This window comes from Burkholderia sp. Tr-20390 (genome assembly GCF_017104595.1).
GTDB lineage: Bacteria > Pseudomonadota > Gammaproteobacteria > Burkholderiales > Burkholderiaceae > Burkholderia.
Genome location: NZ_JAAGPC010000148.1, coordinates 1 through 21,789 on the forward strand (window position 1 = coordinate 1; position 21,789 = coordinate 21,789).

General features: G+C 67.6%; 20 protein-coding genes and 1 pseudogene. 8 read left to right on the forward strand and 13 right to left on the reverse strand.

What is annotated here, in order from left to right; all coding sequences use genetic code 11:
- Positions 1–486 (reverse strand): outer membrane protein assembly factor BamE (locus G3N98_RS29530; protein ID WP_206150151.1); only part of this gene is annotated, 486 nt, incomplete at its 3' end.
- Between the two features lie 141 nt (positions 487–627).
- Between G3N98_RS29530 and fur the strand changes: the two genes are divergently transcribed.
- Entirely contained in the window at positions 628–1,056 is a 429-nt protein-coding gene (fur, locus tag G3N98_RS29535; RefSeq protein WP_011350926.1) for a ferric iron uptake transcriptional regulator, read from the forward strand.
- A 178-nt stretch (positions 1,057–1,234) separates the two neighbouring features.
- On the opposite strand, the gene G3N98_RS29540 is transcribed toward fur, so the two are convergent.
- The 3 genes from G3N98_RS29540 to G3N98_RS29550 form a co-directional block, all read right to left on the reverse strand.
- A complete protein-coding gene (locus G3N98_RS29540; RefSeq protein WP_069247118.1) occupies positions 1,235–1,753 on the reverse strand; it encodes an ureidoglycolate lyase in 519 nt (172 codons plus the stop codon).
- 14 nt (positions 1,754–1,767) lie between these two features.
- Positions 1,768–2,775: an allantoicase gene (gene alc, locus G3N98_RS29545; RefSeq protein WP_089472140.1), complete on the reverse strand. Its 1,008-nt coding sequence runs from the start codon at positions 2,773–2,775 to the stop codon at positions 1,768–1,770.
- 104 nt (positions 2,776–2,879) lie between these two features.
- The gene (locus G3N98_RS29550; RefSeq protein ID WP_046546282.1) at positions 2,880–4,202 is read right to left on the reverse strand and encodes a C4-dicarboxylate transporter DctA; all 1,323 of its coding nucleotides are present in this window, start codon (positions 4,200–4,202) and stop codon (positions 2,880–2,882) included.
- A 212-nt stretch (positions 4,203–4,414) separates the two neighbouring features.
- Between G3N98_RS29550 and G3N98_RS29555 the strand changes: the two genes are divergently transcribed.
- Complete coding sequence (locus G3N98_RS29555; RefSeq protein WP_089472139.1) at positions 4,415–5,137, forward strand: FadR/GntR family transcriptional regulator; 723 nt, start codon at positions 4,415–4,417, stop codon at positions 5,135–5,137.
- 45 nt (positions 5,138–5,182) lie between these two features.
- Here G3N98_RS29555 and cynR read toward each other — a convergent pair whose 3' ends face one another.
- A complete protein-coding gene (gene cynR / locus G3N98_RS29560) occupies positions 5,183–6,073 on the reverse strand; it encodes a transcriptional regulator CynR (RefSeq protein WP_206150152.1) in 891 nt (296 codons plus the stop codon).
- Between the two features lie 311 nt (positions 6,074–6,384).
- On the opposite strand from cynR, the gene G3N98_RS29565 reads away from it, so the two are divergent.
- Positions 6,385–7,584 (forward strand): MFS transporter, encoded by a 1,200-nt coding sequence (locus G3N98_RS29565; protein ID WP_206150153.1) that lies wholly within the window; start codon positions 6,385–6,387, stop codon positions 7,582–7,584.
- A gap of 108 nt (positions 7,585–7,692) precedes the next feature.
- Here G3N98_RS29565 and G3N98_RS29570 read toward each other — a convergent pair whose 3' ends face one another.
- A complete protein-coding gene (locus G3N98_RS29570) occupies positions 7,693–8,751 on the reverse strand; it encodes an L-idonate 5-dehydrogenase (RefSeq protein ID WP_206150154.1) in 1,059 nt (352 codons plus the stop codon).
- Between the two features lie 13 nt (positions 8,752–8,764).
- The gene (locus tag G3N98_RS29575) at positions 8,765–9,538 is read right to left on the reverse strand and encodes an SDR family NAD(P)-dependent oxidoreductase (protein ID WP_206150155.1); all 774 of its coding nucleotides are present in this window, start codon (positions 9,536–9,538) and stop codon (positions 8,765–8,767) included.
- A gap of 151 nt (positions 9,539–9,689) precedes the next feature.
- Here G3N98_RS29575 and G3N98_RS29580 point away from each other — a divergent pair, with 151 nt between their 5' ends.
- Complete coding sequence (locus G3N98_RS29580; protein WP_206150156.1) at positions 9,690–10,592, forward strand: LysR substrate-binding domain-containing protein; 903 nt, start codon at positions 9,690–9,692, stop codon at positions 10,590–10,592.
- A 76-nt stretch (positions 10,593–10,668) separates the two neighbouring features.
- Here the strand turns inward: G3N98_RS29580 and gap are convergent, their stop codons facing one another.
- Both gap and tkt read right to left on the reverse strand, forming a co-directional pair.
- A complete protein-coding gene (gap, locus tag G3N98_RS29585; protein WP_059500962.1) occupies positions 10,669–11,679 on the reverse strand; it encodes a type I glyceraldehyde-3-phosphate dehydrogenase in 1,011 nt (336 codons plus the stop codon).
- 89 nt (positions 11,680–11,768) lie between these two features.
- Positions 11,769–13,841, reverse strand: coding sequence for a transketolase (gene tkt, locus G3N98_RS29590; RefSeq protein WP_089424470.1), 2,073 nt, complete (start codon positions 13,839–13,841; stop codon positions 11,769–11,771).
- A gap of 216 nt (positions 13,842–14,057) precedes the next feature.
- Here tkt and speE point away from each other — a divergent pair, with 216 nt between their 5' ends.
- From speE to G3N98_RS29605, 3 genes are all read left to right on the forward strand, one after another.
- Positions 14,058–14,915, forward strand: a complete 858-nt coding sequence (speE, locus tag G3N98_RS29595; protein ID WP_089439211.1) for a polyamine aminopropyltransferase — start codon at positions 14,058–14,060, stop codon at positions 14,913–14,915.
- Between the two features lie 162 nt (positions 14,916–15,077).
- Positions 15,078–15,494 (forward strand): VOC family protein, encoded by a 417-nt coding sequence (locus G3N98_RS29600; RefSeq protein ID WP_206150157.1) that lies wholly within the window; start codon positions 15,078–15,080, stop codon positions 15,492–15,494.
- A gap of 17 nt (positions 15,495–15,511) precedes the next feature.
- Positions 15,512–16,279 (forward strand): 16S rRNA (uracil(1498)-N(3))-methyltransferase, encoded by a 768-nt coding sequence (locus G3N98_RS29605; RefSeq protein ID WP_206150158.1) that lies wholly within the window; start codon positions 15,512–15,514, stop codon positions 16,277–16,279.
- Positions 16,280–16,401: 122 nt separating this feature from the next.
- On the opposite strand, the gene G3N98_RS29610 is transcribed toward G3N98_RS29605, so the two are convergent.
- The 4 genes from G3N98_RS29610 to G3N98_RS29625 form a co-directional block, all read right to left on the reverse strand.
- Positions 16,402–17,106 (reverse strand): hypothetical protein, encoded by a 705-nt coding sequence (locus G3N98_RS29610; protein ID WP_175238212.1) that lies wholly within the window; start codon positions 17,104–17,106, stop codon positions 16,402–16,404.
- Between the two features lie 222 nt (positions 17,107–17,328).
- The gene (locus G3N98_RS29615; RefSeq protein WP_089424464.1) at positions 17,329–17,892 is read right to left on the reverse strand and encodes a barstar family protein; all 564 of its coding nucleotides are present in this window, start codon (positions 17,890–17,892) and stop codon (positions 17,329–17,331) included.
- Positions 17,893–17,908: 16 nt separating this feature from the next.
- A complete protein-coding gene (locus G3N98_RS29620) occupies positions 17,909–18,340 on the reverse strand; it encodes a ribonuclease (protein WP_031398890.1) in 432 nt (143 codons plus the stop codon).
- A gap of 378 nt (positions 18,341–18,718) precedes the next feature.
- Positions 18,719–21,061 (reverse strand): NADP-dependent malic enzyme, encoded by a 2,343-nt coding sequence (locus G3N98_RS29625; RefSeq protein ID WP_277396924.1) that lies wholly within the window; start codon positions 21,059–21,061, stop codon positions 18,719–18,721.
- Positions 21,062–21,196: 135 nt separating this feature from the next.
- Between G3N98_RS29625 and thiL the strand changes: the two are divergent.
- Positions 21,197–21,727: pseudogene (gene thiL, locus G3N98_RS29630) on the forward strand (thiamine-phosphate kinase); the annotation flags it as partial.
- Positions 21,728–21,789: the final 62 nt, after the last annotated feature.

Genomic DNA, 21,789 nt, shown 5'->3' on the forward strand with positions numbered 1-21,789 from the left:
CGCCGGCGCGCTCGCGGCCGCTTGCGCGGCGCTCGCGGCGGCGGCAGCCTCGGCGGCCTTCTTCGCCGCTGCGGCCGCCTTCGCCTTCTTGCCGCCGCGGTCGCCGTCGATATCGGCCAGCAGGTCGAGTTCCGAAGGCAGGTTGTCCGCCCCCGTCCAGCTCGCCAGGCGATCGCCCGAGAACGTCACGACGAGATCGCGCTGCTGGACGACTGCCGTCGAGCCGCGCTTGAAGTAAAAGAGGTAGTCCCAACGGTCGGCGTGGAACATGTCGGCCAGCAACGGGGTGCCGAGCAACGCGCGCACCTGCTCGCGCGACATGCCGACCTGCAGCTGCGCGGCCTTCTCCTGCGACACGAAGTTGCCTTGCACGACGGTGATCCGGTAGGGGGTGATGCTCTGCGCGATGCGCTGCGTCACGCTGTCGTACGACGAACAACCAGCCAGCGCGGCAACGGCGGCGGCAGCGATGATGACACTCCGCATGCGGCTCCTCTGAAAGTGCGAAAGAGATTCTGGAATCATTTCCCTCACCGTGCAGGCCCGTGTGCAGGCCGCGCGTGTTTCTGGAACGGCGAAAAGCCGGTAACATTGAAGCCCTGCATTGTACTCTAGGGATGCCTAGCCATGACCAATCCGACGGATCTCAAGAATATCGGGCTAAAGGCCACCCTACCGCGCCTCAAGATTCTCGAGATCTTCCAGCAAAGCCCGGTGCGCCACCTGACGGCAGAAGACGTCTACCGGAACCTGCTCAACGAGCAGCTCGACATCGGGCTGGCCACCGTCTACCGCGTGCTGACGCAGTTCGAGCAGGCCGGCCTGCTCACGCGCAGCAACTTCGAATCCGGCAAGGCCGTGTTCGAACTGAACGAAGGCTCGCACCATGATCACCTCGTGTGCCTCGATTGCGGCCGTGTCGAGGAATTCTTCGACGCCGAGATCGAAGGCCGCCAGCAGGCGATCGCGAAGGAGCGCGGCTTCCGGCTCCAGGAGCACTCGCTCGCGATGTACGGTTCGTGCACGACCGAGAACTGCCCGCACCGCAAGCACTGATTCGCGCGCCTCGCGCACGCAGCACGGCCCGGCCGGCATCTTGCCGCCCGGGCCGTGTTCTTTTCGGGATAACGGCGACGCACCGTCGCGTGGGTCGTGCGCCCCAGGCTTTCGAAAACCCTTCGACACGCCCGCCCGGGCGGCCGTCAGGCAGTCGGAGCCGGGCGTTGCCCTTGCGTCAGGCCGCGCAGGCCGGCTCGAACTCGAGCGCCCACGCACGCTCGAGCGGGATCTCGTCGCAATTCGGCTGCGGCCCGCCGCGATCGACGATCACGAAATCGCTGACCGCGTCGAGCGCGAGCAGCGGATGGTGCCAGACGCCCTTCGCATAATTCACGCCCTGCCAGCCTTCCGCGAGGAACGCGCGCATCGCGTCGGGCCGGAACTCGCCGGCCGGCGCGACGACGATCGCGTAGCGCGACACGGCCGCGAGCGGGATGAATGCCTGGCTGCCGTGAGGATGGCGCTCCATCAGCGTGACCGCGACCGGCAGCGCGCGCGGCTGCGCGCGGAACACGCTGACGAGCGGGCGGCCGCCGTCCGCGCATACGTCGATCGTCGCGAGATCGTGGAAGCGCTCGGTCGTGCCGCCGTTGATCGGAAAATGCCGCGCGCCTTCGAGCGCGATCACGTCGCCGAACGGCGCGAACGCTTCGCGCGTCAGGCGCTCGACGCGCAGGATCCGGGATTCGCTCATGCCGTTGCCCTCCTTCAAGCCGGCTCGCCCCACAGACGCAGGCGCGACACGCCGCCGTCCGGGAAGATGTTGAAACGCACGTGCGTGACGGGGCCGAGCGCGGCAAGCTGGTCGAACGTGTGAACGTGGTCCATCTGCAGCTTCTGCTCGCCGAGCAGTTCGGCCCAGAACATCGCCTGCGTGACGAGCGAATCGTCGGTGCCGCCCGCGACCCGAGCGGCCTGCAGCGAGCAACGGTCGGGGAAATTGCCCTTGAAGAACGCGGTATCGACCTCGACGCGCCGGATGATGCCCGGCCGCGCGAGCGCGACGATCGCCCAGTCGTTGCCGGGCTCGCGGCGCCGCCGCGTTTCCCAGCCGTCGCCCATGTTCACGCCGCGCCCCGGCATCAGCATCTGCGACGCCGGGCCGAAGTGCTGGTTGTTCGCCGCCACCAGGTAGCCGCCGTTCTCGATCGCCGCGAGATCGACGAGCTCGCCGGCCGGCACCTGGCGCCAGTCACGCTGCGGCTGGCCGTACACGCGCAGCCGTGCGAGGCCGCCGTCCGGGTACAGGTTCACGCGCAGGTGCGTATAGGGCCGCGCATCGTCGACACTCACGTAGTGATGCGAATTGCCCTGCAGCGTCGTCGCCGGGACGATCGGGCGCCATTCGGCGTCATCAGGCGGCGTGGCGCCTTCGGCGACGCACGCGTCGATCGACGCGGCCGGCGGAAAGTTACCGGTGAAATGGCTCGTATCGAGGTCGACGCCGTGGATCACGCCCGGCCGCGCGAGCCGCACCACGCAGAAGTCGTGGCCGGTCGTGCGCTTGCGGCGCGTTTCCCAGCCGTCCATCCACTTGCCGTGGTCGTCGTACTTGCCGGGGATGAACACGGCCGGCTCGGGATTCAGCATGCGCTCCTTCGGCGCGAAGAATTCGTCGCTGGCAAAGAGCGCCTGCGCCCCGAGACGCGGGTCGGCGAGATTCATGTAACGCCGCGTGAAGGCCGGCGCATTCGGATCGAGGATGGGGGCTGCCATGTCGTCTCCTGATGTTGGATCGCGTGCCGGCGCATCGAGGCGCCGGCCGCATGAATTCGGGTGCGCGGGACGACCAGGGGAAGCCGCCCCGCGCGGGGGTGCGCTCAGAGCGCGTGAGCCTGGTCGCCGGCGACCGGCGCCGCGCGGCCTTCCTCTTCGGCCGGCACGTAGCGCAGCTCGCGATTCAGCACGCGGGTCGCGCGGGCACGATCGATGTCGTTCTCCCACACCGCGACGACCACCGTCGCGACGCAGTTGCCGATCAGGTTGGTCAGCGCGCGGGCGATGCCGACGAACCAGTCGACCGGCAGGATCAGCACGAGGCCGAGTACCGGAATCGCGGGGATCGCCGACAGCGTCGCCGCGAGGATCACGATCGCCGAGCCCGGGATCCCGTGCGCGCCCTTCGACGTGACGAGCGACACGAGCAGCACGACGATCAGGTCATGCGTCGACAGCGGCGTGTTGGTGGCCTGCGCGATGAACAGCACCGCGAGCGTCAGGTAGATCGAGAAACCATCGAGGTTGAACGAATAGCCGGTCGGGATCACGAGGCCGACCGTCGAATCCTTCACGCCCATGTATTCGAGCTTGCGCATCACCTGCGGCAGCACCGCGTCCGACGACGCCGTGCCGAGCACGATCGACAGTTCCTCGCGCAGGTAGCGGATCAGCTTGAACACCGAGAAGCCCGCGAGCCGCATCACCGCGCCGAGCACGACCGTGACGAACACGAAGCAGCTCAGGTAGAACACCGCGACCAGGTAGCCGAGCTGCTTGAGCGACGCGACGCCGTACTTGCCGGTCGTGAACGCGATCGCGCCGAGCACGCCGAGCGGCGCGAGCTTGATGATGAAGCCGATGATCCGGAAGAACACGTGCGACAGTTCCTCGATCAGCGAGTTGACGCGCTGCGCCTTGTCGCCGAGCAGCGACAGCGCGGAGCCGAACAGCACCGCGAACACGAGGATCTGCAGGATGTCGCCCTTCGCGAACGCGTCGATCGCGGTCTCGGGGATGATCTTCATCAGGTAGCCGGCCGTGTCCTTCAGGCTTTCGGCGTTCTTCGCGTACGACGCGAGCGACGACGCGTCGAGCGAGCGCAGGTCGATGTTCATCCCGACGCCCGGGCGCGTGAGCCACGCGAGCACGAGGCCGATGCCGAGCGCGAGCGTCGTCATGATCTCGAAGTAGATGACGGCCTTCAGGCCGACCCGGCCGACCTTCTTCAGGTCGCCCGCATTGGCCATCCCGCTGACCACGACGCAGAACACGATCGGCCCGATCACCATCTTGATGAGCTTCAGGAAGCCGTCGCCGAGCGGTCGCAGCGACTCGGCGAAATGCGGGAAGAACGCGCCGAGCGCGATCCCTAGAATCAATGCGACGACTACTCGGCCAAACAGCGAATTGAGGAATTTCGACACGGCGCTCTCCCGATCCAACGGTTGCAGTTTCGTCTGTTCATACTGGTAAGACCAGTGATGTTATGGTGGATAGTAGGAAGCCGATATAGTCGCGTCAAGGACCGACAAAATAGGGATTTCCCGCCCCTGCCTGCCCTGGTTTCGATGCACCGTGAGGGGCGGATCGTGGCTTTCCCGTAGGCCGGCCATGCACCGCCTGCGTGCGGATTACAATGCCGGTCAGACCGGCCCAAGTTCACATCATGAAAAACGTTCCGCATACCGTGACCGACGCCGCCATCGCGACGATCCGCGACCGGATCGAGGCAGGCGTTTATCCGGTCGGCAGCCTGCTGCCGGCCCAGCGCCAGCTCTCCGAGGAGCTGGAGATCAGCCGCGCGTCGCTGCGCGAGGCGCTGTCGACGCTCGAGGCGCTCGGGATGCTGCGCATCCGCGCCGGCAAGGGCGTGTACGTCGAAAGCGCGCAGGCCACGGCCGCGCATGCATGGCGCTTCGCCGAGCAGTCGTCGCCGCCCGACACGTACCAGATGCGCTACGCGCTCGAAGGGTTCGCCGCGCGGATGGCCGCGCACGTCGTCAGTGACGACGACATCGCGTGGTTCGAGGACAACCTCGCCGACCTGCACGTCGCGCTCACCGAAAACGCGCTCGACGACGCGTCGCAACTCGACTTCGACTTCCACATGCGGATCATCCATCTCGCCGGCAACGCGGCGATCGAATCGGTGCTGCGCAGCAGCGCGGACATCATGAAGGAAAGCCAGCGCATGCCGTTCTACCGGCGCGAGCTGCTGCTGTCGACGTGGCAGGAGCACCGCGCGATCGTCGACGCGCTGATCGCGCGCGATGCGGGCGCCGCCGGCATCGCGATCGAAACGCACATCGCGAACGCCGCGCAGCGCGCGGGCATCTTCTTCCCGACACCCCGCACGTGACGGCCCGGGCGGCCGCCCGTCGCGCGCGCCGCCCGGTCTTGCCGGTCAACTTCCCGACGGATCCCGATACGCGAGCGCACGCTCGATGAACGCACGCGCCGCGACGCTGCGGTACGCGCCCTTGCGCGTGAGCAGCGCGGCCGTGCGCGCGGGCAGCGGCGGATCGATCTCCAGCGCGCACAGGTCGGCGCTCTCGCGCGCGACCGCGTCGGGCAGCACCGTCGCGAGCCGGCCGCACCGCACGAGCTCCAGCACCGCGCTGACCGTATTCGTCTCGATCGCGATCTTCGGCTGCGCGCCGTGTTCGATGAAATACCGGTCGATGCGCTCGCGCGTCGCGAACGCGCGGCTCAGCAGCACCAGCGGCTCGCCGCCCAGCTCGGCCGGCGTCAGCGCGCGACGGCGCCGTGCAAGACGATGCGTGCGGCCCGTCACGAGCGCGAGCGGCTCGTCCCACAGCGGCAGCGCGTCGATGTCCGGCGCACGCGGCGGCATGAACGCGAAGCCCGCGTCGAGCCGGTCGTCGGCGAGCAGCGCCTCGATGCGCGCCTGCGGCATCGCATCGATCGTCAGCGCGACGTTCGGATAGTCGGCATGGAACGCGTCGATCAGCGAGCCGCTCAGGTAGGCCGCGAAGGTCGGCATCATCGCGAGCCGCAGCGACCCGCTGCCGAGATCGGCGACGTCGTGCAGCGCGCGCTGACCCGCATCGAGCTCGTGCAGCGCGGCGCGCGCATGGCGCGCATAGACTTCGCCGAACTCGGTGAGTTGCACCGTGCGGCCCGAGCGGTCGAACAACGGCACGCCGAGCGTGTCCTCGAGCTGGCGCACCTGCTGCGACAGCGTCGGCTGCGACACGTGCAGCGCGTCGGCCGCGCGCGTGAAACTGCGCTGCTCGGCGACGGCCAGGAAATAGCGGATGTGGCGGAGGAGCATGGCGGCCGAGGTATTGGTTTTGCCAATGAAGCGCATAACGATCCAGTCTTGGACGCTATGGCTCGATTCCCGCATCATACGCACATCCGTTCCCGTGCATGACCACTGCCAGCGCACCGGAACGGCTCGCCCGGGCCCGCCCTGCCTCCGCCGCCGCACGACGATCCGCCGCCCGCCCGATCCGGGCCCGGCCGCGATCCGCCCGGCGCGCATCGGCTCACCGCCGAGCCGTCGACGCCGGCCCCGATTTCCGTCACCCCGCGCATCCGACGGCTCCGTGCCGCCGGCCGGCGCCGCTGTTTTTCGCGACCATGGAACCGCATCACGACACCCATCCTCCCCTGACCCGCGCCATGACGCTGCTGTTCGCCTGCGCGTGCGGCATCGTCATCGGCAACATCTATTACGCGCAGCCGCTGCTCGCCGCGATCGCGCGCAGCTTCGGGCGCGCGCCGACCGAGCTCGGCTATCTCGTCACGCTGACGCAGCTCGGTTACGCGGCGAGCCTGCTGCTGATCGTTCCGCTCGGCGACGCGGTCAACCGTCATACGCTGATCGTGCGGCTGCTGATGCTCAACGTCGTCGCGCTGGTCGCGGTCACGTTCAGCACGAACTTCACGATGTTCGTCGTCGCGAACGTCGCGGTCGGCTTCGTCACCTGTTCGACGCAGCTGCTCGTGCCGTTCGCCGCATCGCTTGCCGATGCGCGCTCGCGCGGCCGCGCGGTCGGCACCGTGATGAGCGGGCTGCTGCTCGGCATCCTGCTCGCGCGCGTCGCGGCCGGTGCGATCGCCGACGGGTTCGGCTGGCGTGCGGTGTACGGCATCGCGGCGGTGATGGTGGCGGCCCTGACCGTCGTGCTCGCCGTGAAGCTGCCGAAGGATCGCCGCGATGCGCGCGTCGACTATGCGGCGTTGATGAAGTCGCTCGTCGCGCTGGTGCGCGCACAACCGCTGATCGCACTGCGCTCGACCTACGGCGCGCTCGTGTTCGCGTGCTTCAGCCTGCTGTGGACGGGCCTCACATTCCTGCTCAGCCAGCCGCCGTACAGCTATTCCGAAGGGCAGATCGGCCTGTTCGGCATCGTCGGCGCGGTGGGCGCGCTCGCGGCGACGTCGGCCGGCCGGCTCGTCGATCGCGGCCACGGCAATGCGGCAACGGGGCTGTTCGCGGCGGCCGTGCTCGCGTCGTTCGCGCTGATCGCCGCCGGCGCGCACTCGCTCGCGGCGCTGATCGCGGGCATCCTGCTGCTCGACGTCGGCGTGCAGGGCATGCACATCTCGAACCAGAGCGTGATCTATGCGCTGGCCGGCAACGCGCGCAGCCGCGTGACGACGATCTACCTGACGAGCTACTTCATCGGCGGCGCATTCGGGTCGTTCGCGGCGAGCGTCGCGTACGGGATCGACGGCTGGCGCGGCGTGTGCATCGCGGGCGCGGCGCTTGCCGGCGTGCTGATCGCGCTGTGGCTCGCGTCGCAGCGCATCGGCATGCGGCAGGTCACGCAGTAACGCAGTAGCGCGTGTTCGCCGCACGACGAAAAAAGGCACGCCGCGCAAATCGCGGGCGTGCCTTTTTCATGACGTCGAGTCCGTCCGTCGCGCGCTAGCGCGTGATCGTCACGCGGCCTGGTCCGCGAAGTCGATCAGCACCTTCATCGCGCGCTGCCGGTCACCGGCCAGTTCGAACGCGAGGTTCGCATCGCGCATCGGGAACACGCGCGTGACGGCCGGGCGCAGGTCGACGCGCCCCGCGTTGATCAACTGCACCGCGAGCGCGAATTCCGCATGAAAACGGAACGACCCGCAGATCGACAGCTCCTTCGCGACCACGACGTTCTGCGGCAGGCTGACATCGCCGCCGAGCCCGAGCTGCACGACGACCCCACGCGGACGCATCACGTCCAGCCCGTCACGCAGCGCGCGCGCATTGCCCGAACACTCGATCATCACGTCGAACGTGCCCTTGTCGGCGCCGTAGCGCTCGACCCAGCCGGCATCGGCCGCCGCATTGATCGTGCGGTCGGCGCCGAGCGCGCTCGCCACGGCCAGCGGCGCCTCGACGACGTCGGTCGCGACGATCTCCGCCGCGCCGTGCACGCGCGCCGCTGCCACCGCCAGCACGCCGATCGGCCCGCAGCCCGACACCAGCACGCGCTTGCCGATCAGCGGGCCCGCGCGCGACACCGCATGCAGCCCGACCGCGAACGGTTCGGCGAGCGCCGCGAGCGACAGCGGCACGTGGTCGGCAACCTTCACGCACTGCACCGCGTCGCACACGAGCGCGTTGCGGAACGCGCCCTGCACGTGCGGCATCCGCATCGCGCTGCCGTAGAAGCGCATGTCGAGACACTGATTCGGCAGCCCTTCGAGGCAATAGCGGCACGCGCCGCACGGCCGGCTCGGATTGACCGCGACACGATCGCCGACCTTCACCGACGTCACGTCCGGCGCCACTTCCGCAACCGTGCCGGCGACCTCGTGGCCGAGCACCATCGGCTGCTGCAGCCGGATCGCGCCGAAACCGCCGTGCCGGAAGTAATGAAGATCGGAGCCGCAGATGCCGCCCATCGCGACCTCGACGCGCACCTGGCCCGGGCCGATCTCGCCCGCGTCCTGCTCTTCGACCCGCAGGTCGTTCGGCCCGTGGATCACGACACACATGCAACGCATACGCATGACAGCCTCCTTGTCAGACGGCACTGGTCAAGCCGCCGTCGACGAACAGCGTCTGGCCGTTCACGAAATCGGATGCGGCCGACGCGAGGAAGATCGCCGCGCCGCACAGTTCGTCGACGCGCCCCCAGCGGCCGGCCGGCGTGCGCTTGCACAGCCAGTCCGAGAACGCCGCGTCGTCGACCAGCGCGCGGTTGAGTTCGGTTTCGAAATAGCCGGGCGCGAGGCCGTTCGCCTGGATGCCGTGGCGCGCCCAGTCGGCGCACATCCCTTTCGTCAGCATCCGCACCGCGCCCTTGGTCGCCGCGTACGGCGCGATCGTCGGCCGTGCGAGCTCGCTCTGCACCGAGCAGATGTTGATGATCTTGCCGCGGCCGCGCGCGATCATGTGCCGCGCGACCGCCTGCGCGACGTTGAACACGCCGTCGAGGTTCACGCGCATCAGCGCATGCCAGTCGTCGGGGTCGAACGCGTCGAGCGGTGCGCGGCGCTGGATGCCCGCGTTGTTCACGAGGATGTCGATCGCGCCGATGCGCGCCTCGACATCGTCGATCGCCGCGCGCACCTGCGCGTGCTCGGCGACGTCGAATACCGCGTAGTCGGCCGTGAAGCCTGCCTCGCGCAGATGCTGCACGAGCGCTGCGGCCTTCTCCTCATTGCGATCGTTGATGACGATCGCCGCCCCCGCTTCGGCCAGCCCGCGGGCGAGCGTCAGCCCGATCCCGCGTCCGGAACCGGTAATCAGTGCGCGGCGGCCGTCGAGGCGGAACCGTTCAAGCGCGTCGGTCATGCGTGTCTCCTCGTGCCAGTCGAGCCGGCGGCCCATCGCAGCCGGTCTCGCGTTGACGATATCTTCGGCTGCCGGCCGGGCGCCGCGCCAATGGTCTTTTTTGATCCGGTTATCATGAAACTTGATCACCGCCCTCGCCTGCCCGCCGCCCATGGAACTCAAGCAATTGCGCGCCTTCGTCACGCTCGCGGAAGAGCTGCATTTCGGGCGCGCCGCGCAGCGCCTGTTCATCGTGCAGCCCGCGCTGAGCATGCAGATCAAGGCGCTCGAGGAAGAACTCGGCGCGCGCCTGTTCGAGCGCGACCGGCACAAGGTCGAACTGAGCGATACGGGGCGCGTGTTCCTGCCCGAGGCGCGCGCCACGCTGCAGCAGGCCGCGCGCGCGGAACAGATGGCGCGGCTGTCGAGCCGCGGCGAGATCGGCACGCTGCGGATCGCGTTCGTGTCGTCGGTGCTGCCCGTGCTGCTGCCGGCCGTGCTGCGCACGATGCGCGAGCGCTATCCGCTGATCACGCTCGAACTGAAGGACCTGCCGACGCCCGACCAGATCGCCGCGCTGCGCGACCGGCGGATCGATTTCGGGATGATCCGGCTGCCGGCCGTGTATGCGGGCATCGACACGCGCGTGGTGCTGGAGGAAGGTTTCGTCGTCGCGCTGCCGCTCGACCATCCGCTCGCCGCGCACGATGCGATCGCGCCGGCCGCGCTGCGCGGCCAGCCCGCGTTCGTGCTCGCGCGCCGCTACGCGCCGGGCTTTCACGACGACATGCTGCTCGCGCTGAGCCGCGCGGGCACGACGCTCGAGATCGCGCGGGAGTTCGGGGAATTCACGACGATGCTCGCGCTCGTCGCGGCGGGAATGGGCATCGGGTTGATTCCTGCAGAAGCCGCCAGCGCGCTGCCGCCGAACGTACTCGCGCGGCCGCTCGACCTGGCCGGGCACCGCACCGGCATCGGCCTCGCGTGGACCGACCTCGACAGCCCGCTGAAGCGCGCGTTCGTCGCCGCGCTCGAGCAGGTGACGGCAGCATCGAGCCATAACGACGGGCAATGAAAAAGCCCGGCCGGAAAACCGGGCCGGGCTCGTTCGCTACGCAGGCCGCCTCGCAGCGGCCGCGCAACGTGCGGGATTACTTCGCGTTCGCGAACGCGACAGCCGTATCCAGCATGCGGTTCGAGAAACCCCACTCGTTGTCGTACCAGCTCGACACCTTCACGAGGCGGCCCGACACCTTGGTCAGCGTCGCGTCGAACGTCGACGAAGCCGGGTTGTGGTTGAAGTCGATCGACACCAGCGGTGCGTCGTTGTAGCCGAGGATGCCCTTCAGCGCGCCTTCCGACGCTTCCTTCATGATCGCGTTGACTTCCTCGACCGTCGTGTCGCGCTTCGCGATGAACGACAGGTCGACGATCGACACGTTGATCGTCGGGACGCGGATCGCGTAACCGTCGAGCTTGCCGTTCAGTTCCGGCAGCACGAGGCCGACGGCCGAAGCAGCGCCCGTCTTCGTCGGGATCTGGCTGTGCGTGGCCGAACGCGCGCGGCGCAGGTCTTCGTGGTAGACGTCCGTCAGCACCTGGTCGTTCGTGTACGCGTGGATCGTCGTCATCAGGCCGGTTTCGAGGCCGATCTTGTCGTTCAGCGGCTTGACGAGCGGCGCGAGGCAGTTCGTCGTGCACGATGCGTTCGAGATGACGGTGTGCTCGGCCTTCAGCACGTCATGGTTCACGCCGTAGACGATCGTTGCGTCGACATCCTTGCCGCCCGGTGCCGAGATGATCACCTTCTTCGCGCCGCCCTTCAGGTGCGCGCTGGCCTTTTCCTTCGTCGTGAAGAAGCCCGTGCATTCCATCACGACGTCGACGCCCAGCTCGCCCCACGGCAGTTCGGCCGGGTTGCGGTTCGCCAGCACGCGGATCTTGTCGCCGTTCACGACGAGGTAGTCGCCGTCGACCGACACTTCACCCGGGAACTTGCCGTGCGCGGTGTCGTACTGGGTCAGGTGCGCGTTGGTCTTCGCATCGCCCAGATCGTTGATCGCGACGATCTCGATGTCGTGCTTCTTGCCGTTCTCGTAGAACGCGCGCAGCGTGTTGCGGCCGATGCGGCCGTAGCCGTTGATTGCGACGCGAATCGTCATGGTCTATCTCCTGATGGCTGAAAAAATTCGTTTCGTGCAGCTTCACGGTGCGACGCGCGCGAGGGGTGGCGCGCGTCGCGTCTGTCTCTTTAGGCCAGCACGGCCTTGGCGGTCTCGACGACGTGCTCGACGGTGAAGCCGAAGTACTTGAACAGCACGCCGGCCGGCGCCGATTCGCCGAACGTGTCGATCCCGACGACGCCGCCTTCGAGGCCGACGTACTTGTGCCAGAAGCTCGTCACGCCCGCTTCGATCGCGACGCGGCGCACGCCGTGCGGCAGCACGCGCTCACGGTATTCGGCGTCCTGGCGGTCGAACACGTTGGTCGACGGCATCGACACGACGCGTGCCGCGATGCCTTGCTGCGCGAGCGGCTCGACGGCCTTCATCGCGAGTTCGACTTCCGAGCCCGTCGCGATCAGGATGATCTTGCGCGCGACGATCTCTTCGTCCCAGTCCTTCAGCACGTAGCCGCCCTTCTCGATGTTCGCGATCTGCGCATCGGTACGCGGGTTGAACGCCAGGTTCTGGCGGCTGAAGATCAGGCTCGACGGACGGTCGGCGGCGACCGCGTGGGTCCAGGCGACGGCCGTTTCGACCGTGTCGGCCGGACGCCATACGTCGTGGTTCGGGATCAGGCGCAGGCTCGACACGTGCTCGATCGACTGGTGCGTCGGGCCGTCTTCGCCGAGGCCGATCGAGTCGTGCGTGAACACGAAGATCGACGGCACCTTCATCAGCGCGGCCACGCGCAGCGCGTTGCGGCTGTAGTCGGAGAACGTCAGGAACGTGCCGCCGAACGGCTTGTGGCCGCCGTGCAGCGCGAGGCCGTTGATCGCGGCGCTCATGCCGAATTCGCGCACGCCGTAGTTGATGTGGTTGCCCAGCTTGACGCCCGGGCCTTCCGGATTCGCACGGACGGCCTTCGATGCCTTCCAGTTGGTCAGGTTCGAGCCGGTCAGGTCGGCCGAGCCGCCGAGCAGTTCGGGCAGCGCGGCAGCCAGGCCTTCGATCGCCTGCTGCGACGCCTTGCGGGTCGCGACCGTCTCGCCGCGCTCGTTCGCGCCGGCGATGATCGCCGCAGCCTTTTCGGCCCAGTCGGCCGGCAGCTGGTTGGCCATCCGGCGCTCGAATTCGGCGGCTTCTGCCGGGAATTTCGCGCGATAGGCCGCGAACGTCGCGTCCCATTCGGACTCGGCGCGCTTGCCGGCTTCCTTCGCGTCCCATGCCGCATAGACTTCCTGCGGAATCACGAACGGCTCCCAGGTCCAGCCGAGTGCCGCGCGCGTCTTCGCGATTTCTTCCGCGCCGAGCGCCGCGCCGTGCACGTCGTGGCCGCCGGCCTTGGTCGCCGCGCCCTGGCCGATCACCGTCTTGCAGCAGATCAGCGTCGGCTTGTCCGACAGCTTCGCCTTCGCGATGGCTGCGTCGACCGCGTCGACGTCATGGCCGTTCACGTTCGGGATCACGTTCCAGCCATAGGCTTCGAAACGCTTCGGGGTATCGTCGTGGAACCAGTTCACGACGTCGCCGTCGATCGAGATGCCGTTGTCGTCGTACAGCGCGATCAGCTTGTTCAGCTTCAGCGTGCCGGCGAGCGAGCAGGCTTCGTGCGAGATGCCTTCCATCAGGCAGCCGTCGCCGAGGAACACGTACGTGTGGTGATCGACGATCTTCGCGCCGTCACGGTTGAACTCGTCGGCCATCAGCGCTTCGCCGAGCGCCATGCCGACCGCGTTCGCGAGACCCTGGCCGAGCGGGCCGGTGGTCGTCTCGACGCCCGGCGTGATGCCGTATTCCGGGTGGCCCGGCGTCTTCGAGTGCAGCTGGCGGAAGTTCTTCAGCTCTTCGATCGGCAGGTCGTAGCCGGTCAGGTGCAGCAGCGAGTACAGCAGCATCGAGCCATGGCCGTTCGACAGCACGAAGCGGTCGCGGTCTGCCCAGTGCGGGTTCGTCGGGTTGTGCTTCAGATGGCGCGACCAGAGCGCGACGCCGATTTCGGCCATGCCCATCGGCATGCCGGGGTGGCCGGAGTTCGCTTGCTGGACGGCGTCCATTGCGAGCGCACGGATCGCATTGGCCATCAGGGTGGTGGAGGCGGGAGACGAAGTCGTCATGTCGAGTCCGGAGAACGAGTCGAGGAAACGGGGGCACGGCGGCATCCGGAAGCTCGAGCGTCAATCGTTCCCGGCGCGCGGTGCGGCGCCTGACGGACGCGAAGCGGACGGAGCCTACGGACGGGGCTGCAAAGCTCGTCATTTTAACAGATGGGCTGACATTTCCCTTGTCGGCGAGTAGTGTTCCGGCACGGTTTTCCGTCAAACCGCCCGCCTCCTATAATTCAGACGTCGGAACTGCCAGCCCTGAGTGGCCCGCCCGTGAGCACGACTCTACTTTTCCACCCTACGCCCGACTCCGCCTACGGCTTCCCGAACGCCCGGCGGCTCGCGCACGTCGCGTCGCCGCACCAGCAGATCGAGGTCTGGGAAACCCCGCAGCTCGGCCGCCTGTTCACGCTGGACGGCCGACCGATGACGTCGGTCGGCGACGAGTACGTCTATCACGAGTGCATGACGCACCCGGCCGCGCTCGCGCATCCGTCGCCGCGCAAGGCGCTCGTGCTCGGCGGCGGCGACGGCGGTGCGGCGCGCCAGCTGCTCAAGCACGCGTGCATCGCGCGGATCGTGATCGCGGAACTCGACGACGAGGTGGTCGGGATGGCGCGCCGGTATCTCGACGACGTGCACCAGGGTGCGCTCGACGACCCGCGCGTCGAGGTCGTGATCGGCGACGCCGCGCATTTCGTCGAGTCGACCGTCGAGCATTTCGATCTCGTCGTGTTCGACCTCACGCCGCCCGATTCACCGGCGGCCGGCCTCTATACCCGCGCGTTCTATGCGCGGCTCAAGCGGATCCTGACGCCGTGCGGCGCGATCTCGATGCATCTCGGCTCGCCGGTGTTCCACGCGGCGCGCATCGCCGCGCTGCTCGACGACCTGCGCGCGAGCTTCGCGGTCGTCGATCCGCTGTCCGCGCACGTGCCGCTGTACGGCTCGCAGTGGCTGATGGCGATCGCGAGCGACACGCTCGACGCGGCCGCGCTGTTCGCACACGACATCGACGAACGGCTCGCGGCCCGCCGCGTCCAGGGCTTGCGCTACTACGACGCGCGGCTGCATGCGTCCCTCTTTGCCCTGCCGCGCGCGCTGCGCGATACACTGGGCGTTCGCCGCTGAACGTCCGCGCGGCCGCCTCGCTTCCGTTTTTCCATCGCGTCCCAGCAGGATTCGCGATGCATGGCACCGGGGCGGAACGTCCTGGACGCCGTGCCGCCCCCTGAACGAACGCCCGGGCATGGAATCAGAACACGTGCCCAAGCGCCCCCACAGGAGATTTTCATGACCGATCCACGTCCGGCCAACGTGCCTTGGTTGACACCCTACCTGGTCGTACGCAACGCGCGCGCGGCCATCGAGTTCTTCAAGGCCGCATTCGGCTTCACGGTACGCGACGTGCACGACGAAGACGGCGCGATCATGCACGTCGAGATGGCCTATCACGGCCAGTTGATCGTGATGTTCGCACCCGAAGGCGCGTTCGGCTCGCCCGCGCTCACGCCGAAAAGTGCGAACGCCACCGCGCCGCAATCGTTCTACCTGTATGTCGACGACGTCGACGCCACCTGGCAGCGCGCGCTCGACGCGGGCGCGAAGTCGCTGAGCGCGCCGCAGGATCAGTTCTGGGGCGACCGGTTCGCGCAGATCGAGGACCTCGACGGCTACCGATGGGCGCTCGGGCGCCGTCTCGACGCATGACCCCAACCGTTACACGCATGAACGAAGCCACCACCACCGCGGCCGTGCCGCGCTTTTTCGTCGACGCGGCCCTGCGCGCCGACGCCACGCTCGCGTTGCCGGCCGAGGTCGCGCGCCACGCACAGGTGCTGCGCCTGCAGCCCGGCGACGTGCTCGCGCTGTTCGACGGCACCGGCGGCCAGTACCGCGCGCGGCTCGTCGAGATCGACAAGCGCAGCGCGCTCGCGCAGATCGACACGTTCGAACCGGCCGAGGCCGAGCCACCCTATCGCGTGGCGCTCGCGCAAGGCATCGCCGGCGGCGACAAGATGGACTGGGTGATCGAGAAGGCCGTCGAGCTCGGCGTGACGGCGGTCGTGCCGCTGTCGACCGCGCGCGGCGTCGTGAAGCTCGCCGGCGAGCGCGCGGACAAGCGCGTCGCGCATTGGCGCGGCGTCGTGCGCGCGTCGTGCGAGCAATGCGGGCGCAACCGCGTGCCCGACGTCGCGCCGGTCGCCGGCTTCAACACCTGGCTCGATACGCTGCCGGTGACACCGGTCGACGGCGAACTGCGGCTGCTGCTGTCGCCGCGCGCGAGCATCCCGTTCGCGTCGCTGCCCGACACGCCGCCCGCTGCAACCGTCACGCTGCTGATCGGGCCGGAAGGCGGGCTGTCGCCCGACGAGGAACACGCGGCCCGCGCACGCGGGTTCACCGCGCTGTCGCTCGGGCCCCGCGTGCTGCGTACCGAGACGGCTGGCGCGGCCGTGCTCGCGGCGCTTGCGGCGCGCTGGGGCGGGTGGTGACGGGAAGTCGTGCCGCCGCAAGACGGCGCGACACGCCCTGACCGCACGCCAGCCGCTGCGCGATACGCGGCCGGCATCGCCGCTGGAATGCGGCCCGTCGCGACGCGGCGGTCTATCGCAACTTACTTGTCGCTCGACGAGCCATGCGGCATCGCTTCTGACAACGCATCGAGCACCGGCGTCAGCACGTCTTGCGGGCTGCCGGTCGTCCAGCCGCCGTCGAGGCTGTAGACATCGATCTTGCCCGTCACGGGGTACGTAACCGGCGCTGCGTCCAGCACCTTCGCCATGCCGGAGAAGATCTTCTGAAACGCGACGATGCGTGCAGCGTCGTTCTTCAGCCGACGACCGTCGCCAAGCTTTTCCGCCAACGCCTCTCCGCCGGGCCTTGCATCCGGGACGCGGCACGCAAACTCGACCGTCGCGATCGTCTCGCCCTCGCGAGCCGAGTTCGGTTGCTGCGACGACCCGGTTGCCTTGCACTCCGAGCGATTGAGCGCACGCAGATACGCAGCGACGGCCCCTTCGACGGATGGGCGCAGCGCAGCGCTCACCTTCGGCGGCATCGGCTCCAGCATCCCGTCGGCCATGTCCTTGCGCATCGAATCGCCCATCTTCGACAGAACGTCGACGTTGAGCGCGTCCTTGCCGCCGTAACTCGCGCGCACCGCATCGTTGAACTCGCGGGCTTTCGACACATCGCCGTTGACGAATGCGCCGATGTAAAGGTCGACGGTCTGCTCGGGCGTCAGCGGCGCCGCATGCACGGCGCCCGCCGCGACCAGCAGGGGCAGCACGACGGCGCGTGCGGAACGGGAAATATTCATGGGAAGACAGCCCTCTCTCGATGGTTTGTTTTGTACGCCCGATGCGGCGGCTGCCGCGACCGGGCCGACCGAGATTGTCTCGAAAAAAAGTGCCGGATGAAAGGCCGATTCAGCGGGCCACACGCCGTTCCGGCCCGCACGCATCGCGCAGGCGCAAAAAAGCCCGCTCGAAGCGGGCTTCCGAAGGATGATTCGCCGAATCGGCCGCTGGCCGACGTGCGCTTACGCGAACGAGTAGAACACGCGGAACGCGACCTTGCGCTCGGCCCAGAATTCGGCCGCCTCGCGGAACACGTCGAGCAGCGTCTCGCGCCCTTCCTTGTCGAACTTCTGCGCGATCGGCAGCCCTTCGAGGACGATCACGAAACCGGGCTGCGCGCCGGCCTTCGCGACGAGGTCGGTCAGGGAGTCGTACAGCGCGTCGTAGTTCTTCCCGAAATGCTTGGGGAACAGGAACGACGTCGCGATCGTTTCCATCACTTCCTGCTTCGACTGCGCGGCGCCGCAAAACGCATACAGGAAATGCTGGCCGAGCCGGCCGGCTTCGTCGGCAAGATCCTGCACGCGGAACGCGCGGATCGACTGCACGAGATTGGGTCGCACGGTCGTGAAAAGGCTCATAGGCTCCTCGTTCGATGAAAGCCCGGGCTCGGCTTCCTGTTGCTCCGGCGTGCTGCCAGCCTGCGCCGCCGCGTGCAGTTGGATCACGCGCTGAAACAGATTGCCGTCGCCGGCCGCGAACAGTTCCGCCGCCGCCGTTTCGTGCGCGTAGATGGAGTCGCTCATGCCATTCGTCCCGAAGTCATTCAACAATACGTTTAAAACTGTTGTAGTGGTCGCCCGTGTAATAACAGTTGTCGATCCGGCGCAATGGCCCGCCACAGACGATCCGGCGCGCCCCGCGATTGCGGGCACGCGGCGTCGGCACCGTGTATTCATGGTAGTAGCCGCGCTTCGCTTTTGGCAGGATCCGCTCGCGGTTGCCAAACACGACGCCGTCTTTCTCGTACGGATACGGACCGCCGGCGCCGATCAGGCCCAGCGTGGTCACGGCCTCGCGCGGAAGACGGGCGGTCGGAATCGTATCGAGCCCGCTCGCCGCCACGTCGGCCGGAACGGCCTCCCGTGCGTAAGCGGCGGAAACCAGACTGCCCGTCGGCGTGCCGACGATACCCATCGCGAACATCGCGAAGACGGACGCGAGCGCGCCGTTGCGGAGCCACTTGCGTGCCATGAACCAGGGTTCCCGCTGTTAAATCAAGTAGTTGACGACCAACAAAGGCGTTAGCGTAGCGTTATTGGCCGCGCGAATCAATGTCCGTTTGGGAATCGAAAGGCCAGTGATACCCGGAATGGCGCATTTTTTACCGAAATCACACTACATTTATCTTTCATGAGATAAAATACGGGCGGCATCTCTGGCATGGCAAGACTCTGCCTCCTTGCCACGCCGGCTACGCTGAGTGGAGAGAGATGCTGATGTTGCTTGAGGGAAGCGCGTTTGCGCCCTGCCCGCGGCGTGCCCATTGCGGGCACGCCTCTTTTTGCTTTTGTTTACAATTTCGCCCGACGCGCCACGCCGGTTCGACCGGCCTGGCGCGTTCGTTTTGGCTCAGCGCGTGGCGTTCACGTCGGCGACCAGCAGCGCCGCCATGTTGACGATGCGGCGAACGGTCGCCGATTCGGTCAGCACGTGCACCGGCTGCGCCGCGCCCAGCAGGATCGGCCCGATCGCGATGTTGTTGCCCGCGGCCGTCTTCAGCAGGTTGTACGCGATGTTCGCGGAGTCGATGTTCGGCAGGATCAGCAGGTTCGCTTCGCCTTCCAGCGTCGATTCCGGCAGGATTTCCTTGCGCAGCGCCGCGTCGAGCGCGACGTCGCCATGCATCTCGCCGTCCACCTTCAGCTCGGGCGCACGTTCCTGCAGGATCGCGAGCGTATCGCGCATCTTCTTCGCAGAAGGGGCGTTGCTCGTGCCGAAATTCGAGTGCGACAGCAGCGCGACCTTCGGCTCGATCCCGAAGCGGCGCACTTCTTCCGCCGCCATGATCGTGATCTCGGCCAGCTCTTCCGGGGTCGGATCGACGTTCACGTGCGTGTCGACGAGGAAAATCTGGCGGCCCGGCAGCACGAGGCCGTTCATCGCCGCGTACACGCTGCAGCCCGGGCGCTTGCCGATCACCTGGTCGATGAAGTGCAGGTGGCGGTGCGTGGTGCTGATCGTGCCGCAGATCATCCCGTCCGCTTCACCCTTCTTCACCAGCATCGAGCCGATCAGCGTCGTGCGGCGGCGCATCTCGACGCGCGCGAGCTGCTCGCTGATGCCCTTGCGCGCCATCATCTTGTAGTACGTCTGCCAGAAGTCGCGGTAGCGCTCGTCGTGCTCGGTGTTGACGACCGTGAAGTCGGTACCCGGCGTCAGGCGCAGGCCGTAGCGCTGGATACGGTGCTCGATCACCGACGGGCGGCCGATCAGGATCGGCTTCGCGAGTTTTTCGTCGACGATGATCTGAACGGCGCGCAACACGCGCTCTTCTTCGCCTTCCGCGAACACGACGCGCTTCTTCTCTTCCGGCGCAGCGCGCGCGATCTGGAAGATCGGCTTCATCGTCGTGCCGCTGTGGTACACGAACTGTTGCAGGTGCTGCTTGTACGCGTCCATGTCCTCGATCGGGCGTGTCGCGACGCCGCCGTCCATCGCGGCCTGCGCGACGGCCGGCGCGATCTTCACGATCAGGCGCGGATCGAACGGCTTCGGAATCAGGTATTCGGGCCCGAACGACAGGTCCTGGATGCCGTACGCGGTCGCGACGATGTCGCTCTGCTCGTGCTGCGCGAGCTCGGCGATCGCGTTGACGGCCGCGATCTCCATTTCACGCGTGATCGTCGTCGCGCCGACGTCGAGCGCGCCGCGGAAGATGAACGGAAAGCACAGGACGTTGTTGACCTGGTTCGGGTAATCGGTGCGGCCCGTGGCCAGCACGGCGTCCGGCCGCACTTCGAGTGCGAGTTCCGGCAGGATCTCCGGCGTCGGGTTCGCGAGCGCGAGGATCAGCGGGCGCTCGGCCATGCCCTTCACCATCTCCTGCTTCAGCACGCCGGCAGCCGACAGGCCGAGGAAGATGTCCGCGCCGTCGATCACTTCGGCCAGCGTCCGGGCTTCCGTTTCGCGGGCGAAACGCTCCTTGTCCGGATCCATCAGCTCGGTGCGGCCCTTGTAGACCACGCCCGCCAGGTCGGTCACGATGATGTTCTCGAGCGGCAGGCCGATGTCGACCAGCAGGTCGAGACACGCGAGCGCGGCGGCACCTGCGCCGGACGCCACCAGCTTGACCTTCTTGATGTCCTTGTTGACGACCTTCAGCCCGTTCGTGACGGCCGCGGCCACCACGATCGCGGTGCCGTGCTGGTCGTCGTGGAACACCGGAATCTTCATCCGCTTGCGCGCTTCGCGCTCGACGATGAAGCAGTCCGGCGCCTTGATGTCTTCCAGGTTGATCCCGCCGAAGGTCGGCTCCAGCGCGGCGATCACGTCCACCAGCTTGTGCGGGTCCGACTCGTTCAGCTCGATGTCGAACACGTCGATGCCCGCGAACTTCTTGAACAGCACCGCCTTGCCTTCCATCACCGGCTTCGACGCGAGCGGGCCGATGTTGCCGAGACCGAGCACCGCTGTCCCGTTCGTGACGACACCGACCAGGTTGCTGCGCGCGGTGAAGCGCGCCGCGTTGAGCGGATTCTCGACGATCTCCTCGCACGCGTACGCCACACCCGGCGAGTACGCGAGCGCGAGGTCGCGCTGGTTGATCATCTGCTTGGTCGGGGCGATCGCGATTTTCCCGGGGGTCGGGAATTCGTGATAGTCGAGCGCGGCTTCGCGGAGTTTGGCTTTGGAGGAGGCTTGGGTAGACATGTGTCTCTTGGCGGGCGGATTAGAATAACTCTTCGACGGCATTGTAGCGCCAATCATCGGCCGCCAGACCGGCGATTCGGGTGCAACAGCCGCGACAAAATTGTACTGAACGGTGCAGGAACGCCGCCGCTCGCCTCGTACAATGCCGTTCCTTCCATCGTTTCGGATCCATCCGCCGTGCCAGCCGCCCTCTCCGAGTTTTCGCTGATCGAACGCTTCTTCACGCGCCGCGCCGCGCAGGGCGCCCGTGCGTCGACGCTCGGCATCGGCGACGACTGCGCGTTGATCACGCCCCGATCCGGGAAATTGCTGGCCATTTCGACGGACATGCTGGTGGAAGGCCGCCACTTCTTCCCCGACGTCGCGCCCGACGCGCTCGGCCACAAGACGCTCGCGGTCAACCTGTCCGACCTCGCGGCGATGGGCGCCGAGCCGCGCGCGTTCACGCTCGCGTGCGCGCTGCCGCGGGCCGACGCCGCGTGGCTGGAAGCGTTCAGCAACGGGCTGTTCGCGCTCGCCGAGCGCTACCGCTGCGAGCTGATCGGCGGCGACACGACGAGCGGCCCGCTGAACCTGTGCGTGACCGTGTTCGGCGAAGTCGCGCCCGACGCGGTACTGCGGCGGGACGCCGCGCGCGACGGCGACGACGTCTGGGTATCCGGCACGCTCGGCGATGCGCGCGCCGGCCTCGGCGTCGCGCGCGGCGAAGTGACGGCCGGCGCGAACGAAGCGGCGGGGATCGGAAGAGCAGACGGCTGAACCGCAGTCAC

Excerpts from the sequence above, each read along its gene's own strand:
- G3N98_RS29555 (WP_089472139.1), top strand. The coding sequence starts at position 4,415 with ATGCCGGTCAGACCGGCCCAAGTTCACATCATGAAAAACGTTCCGCAT.
- cynR (WP_206150152.1), bottom strand. The coding sequence starts at position 6,073 with ATGCTCCTCCGCCACATCCGCTATTTCCTGGCCGTCGCCGAGCAGCGC.
- G3N98_RS29620 (WP_031398890.1), bottom strand. The coding sequence starts at position 18,340 with ATGGCACGCAAGTGGCTCCGCAACGGCGCGCTCGCGTCCGTCTTCGCG.
- G3N98_RS29610 (WP_175238212.1), bottom strand. The coding sequence starts at position 17,106 with ATGAATATTTCCCGTTCCGCACGCGCCGTCGTGCTGCCCCTGCTGGTC.
- G3N98_RS29615 (WP_089424464.1), bottom strand. The coding sequence starts at position 17,892 with ATGAGCGACTCCATCTACGCGCACGAAACGGCGGCGGCGGAACTGTTC.
- G3N98_RS29605 (WP_206150158.1), top strand. The coding sequence starts at position 15,512 with ATGAACGAAGCCACCACCACCGCGGCCGTGCCGCGCTTTTTCGTCGAC.
- G3N98_RS29540 (WP_069247118.1), bottom strand. The coding sequence starts at position 1,753 with ATGAGCGAATCCCGGATCCTGCGCGTCGAGCGCCTGACGCGCGAAGCG.
- G3N98_RS29575 (WP_206150155.1), bottom strand. The coding sequence starts at position 9,538 with ATGACCGACGCGCTTGAACGGTTCCGCCTCGACGGCCGCCGCGCACTG.
- G3N98_RS29580 (WP_206150156.1), top strand. The coding sequence starts at position 9,690 with ATGGAACTCAAGCAATTGCGCGCCTTCGTCACGCTCGCGGAAGAGCTG.
- fur (WP_011350926.1), top strand. The coding sequence starts at position 628 with ATGACCAATCCGACGGATCTCAAGAATATCGGGCTAAAGGCCACCCTA.
- gap (WP_059500962.1), bottom strand. The coding sequence starts at position 11,679 with ATGACGATTCGCGTCGCAATCAACGGCTACGGCCGCATCGGCCGCAAC.
- alc (WP_089472140.1), bottom strand. The coding sequence starts at position 2,775 with ATGGCAGCCCCCATCCTCGATCCGAATGCGCCGGCCTTCACGCGGCGT.
- G3N98_RS29565 (WP_206150153.1), top strand. The coding sequence starts at position 6,385 with ATGGAACCGCATCACGACACCCATCCTCCCCTGACCCGCGCCATGACG.
- G3N98_RS29570 (WP_206150154.1), bottom strand. The coding sequence starts at position 8,751 with ATGCGTATGCGTTGCATGTGTGTCGTGATCCACGGGCCGAACGACCTG.
- G3N98_RS29600 (WP_206150157.1), top strand. The coding sequence starts at position 15,078 with ATGACCGATCCACGTCCGGCCAACGTGCCTTGGTTGACACCCTACCTG.
- tkt (WP_089424470.1), bottom strand. The coding sequence starts at position 13,841 with ATGCCGCCGTGCCCCCGTTTCCTCGACTCGTTCTCCGGACTCGACATG.
- G3N98_RS29625 (WP_277396924.1), bottom strand. The coding sequence starts at position 21,061 with ATGCCGTCGAAGAGTTATTCTAATCCGCCCGCCAAGAGACACATGTCT.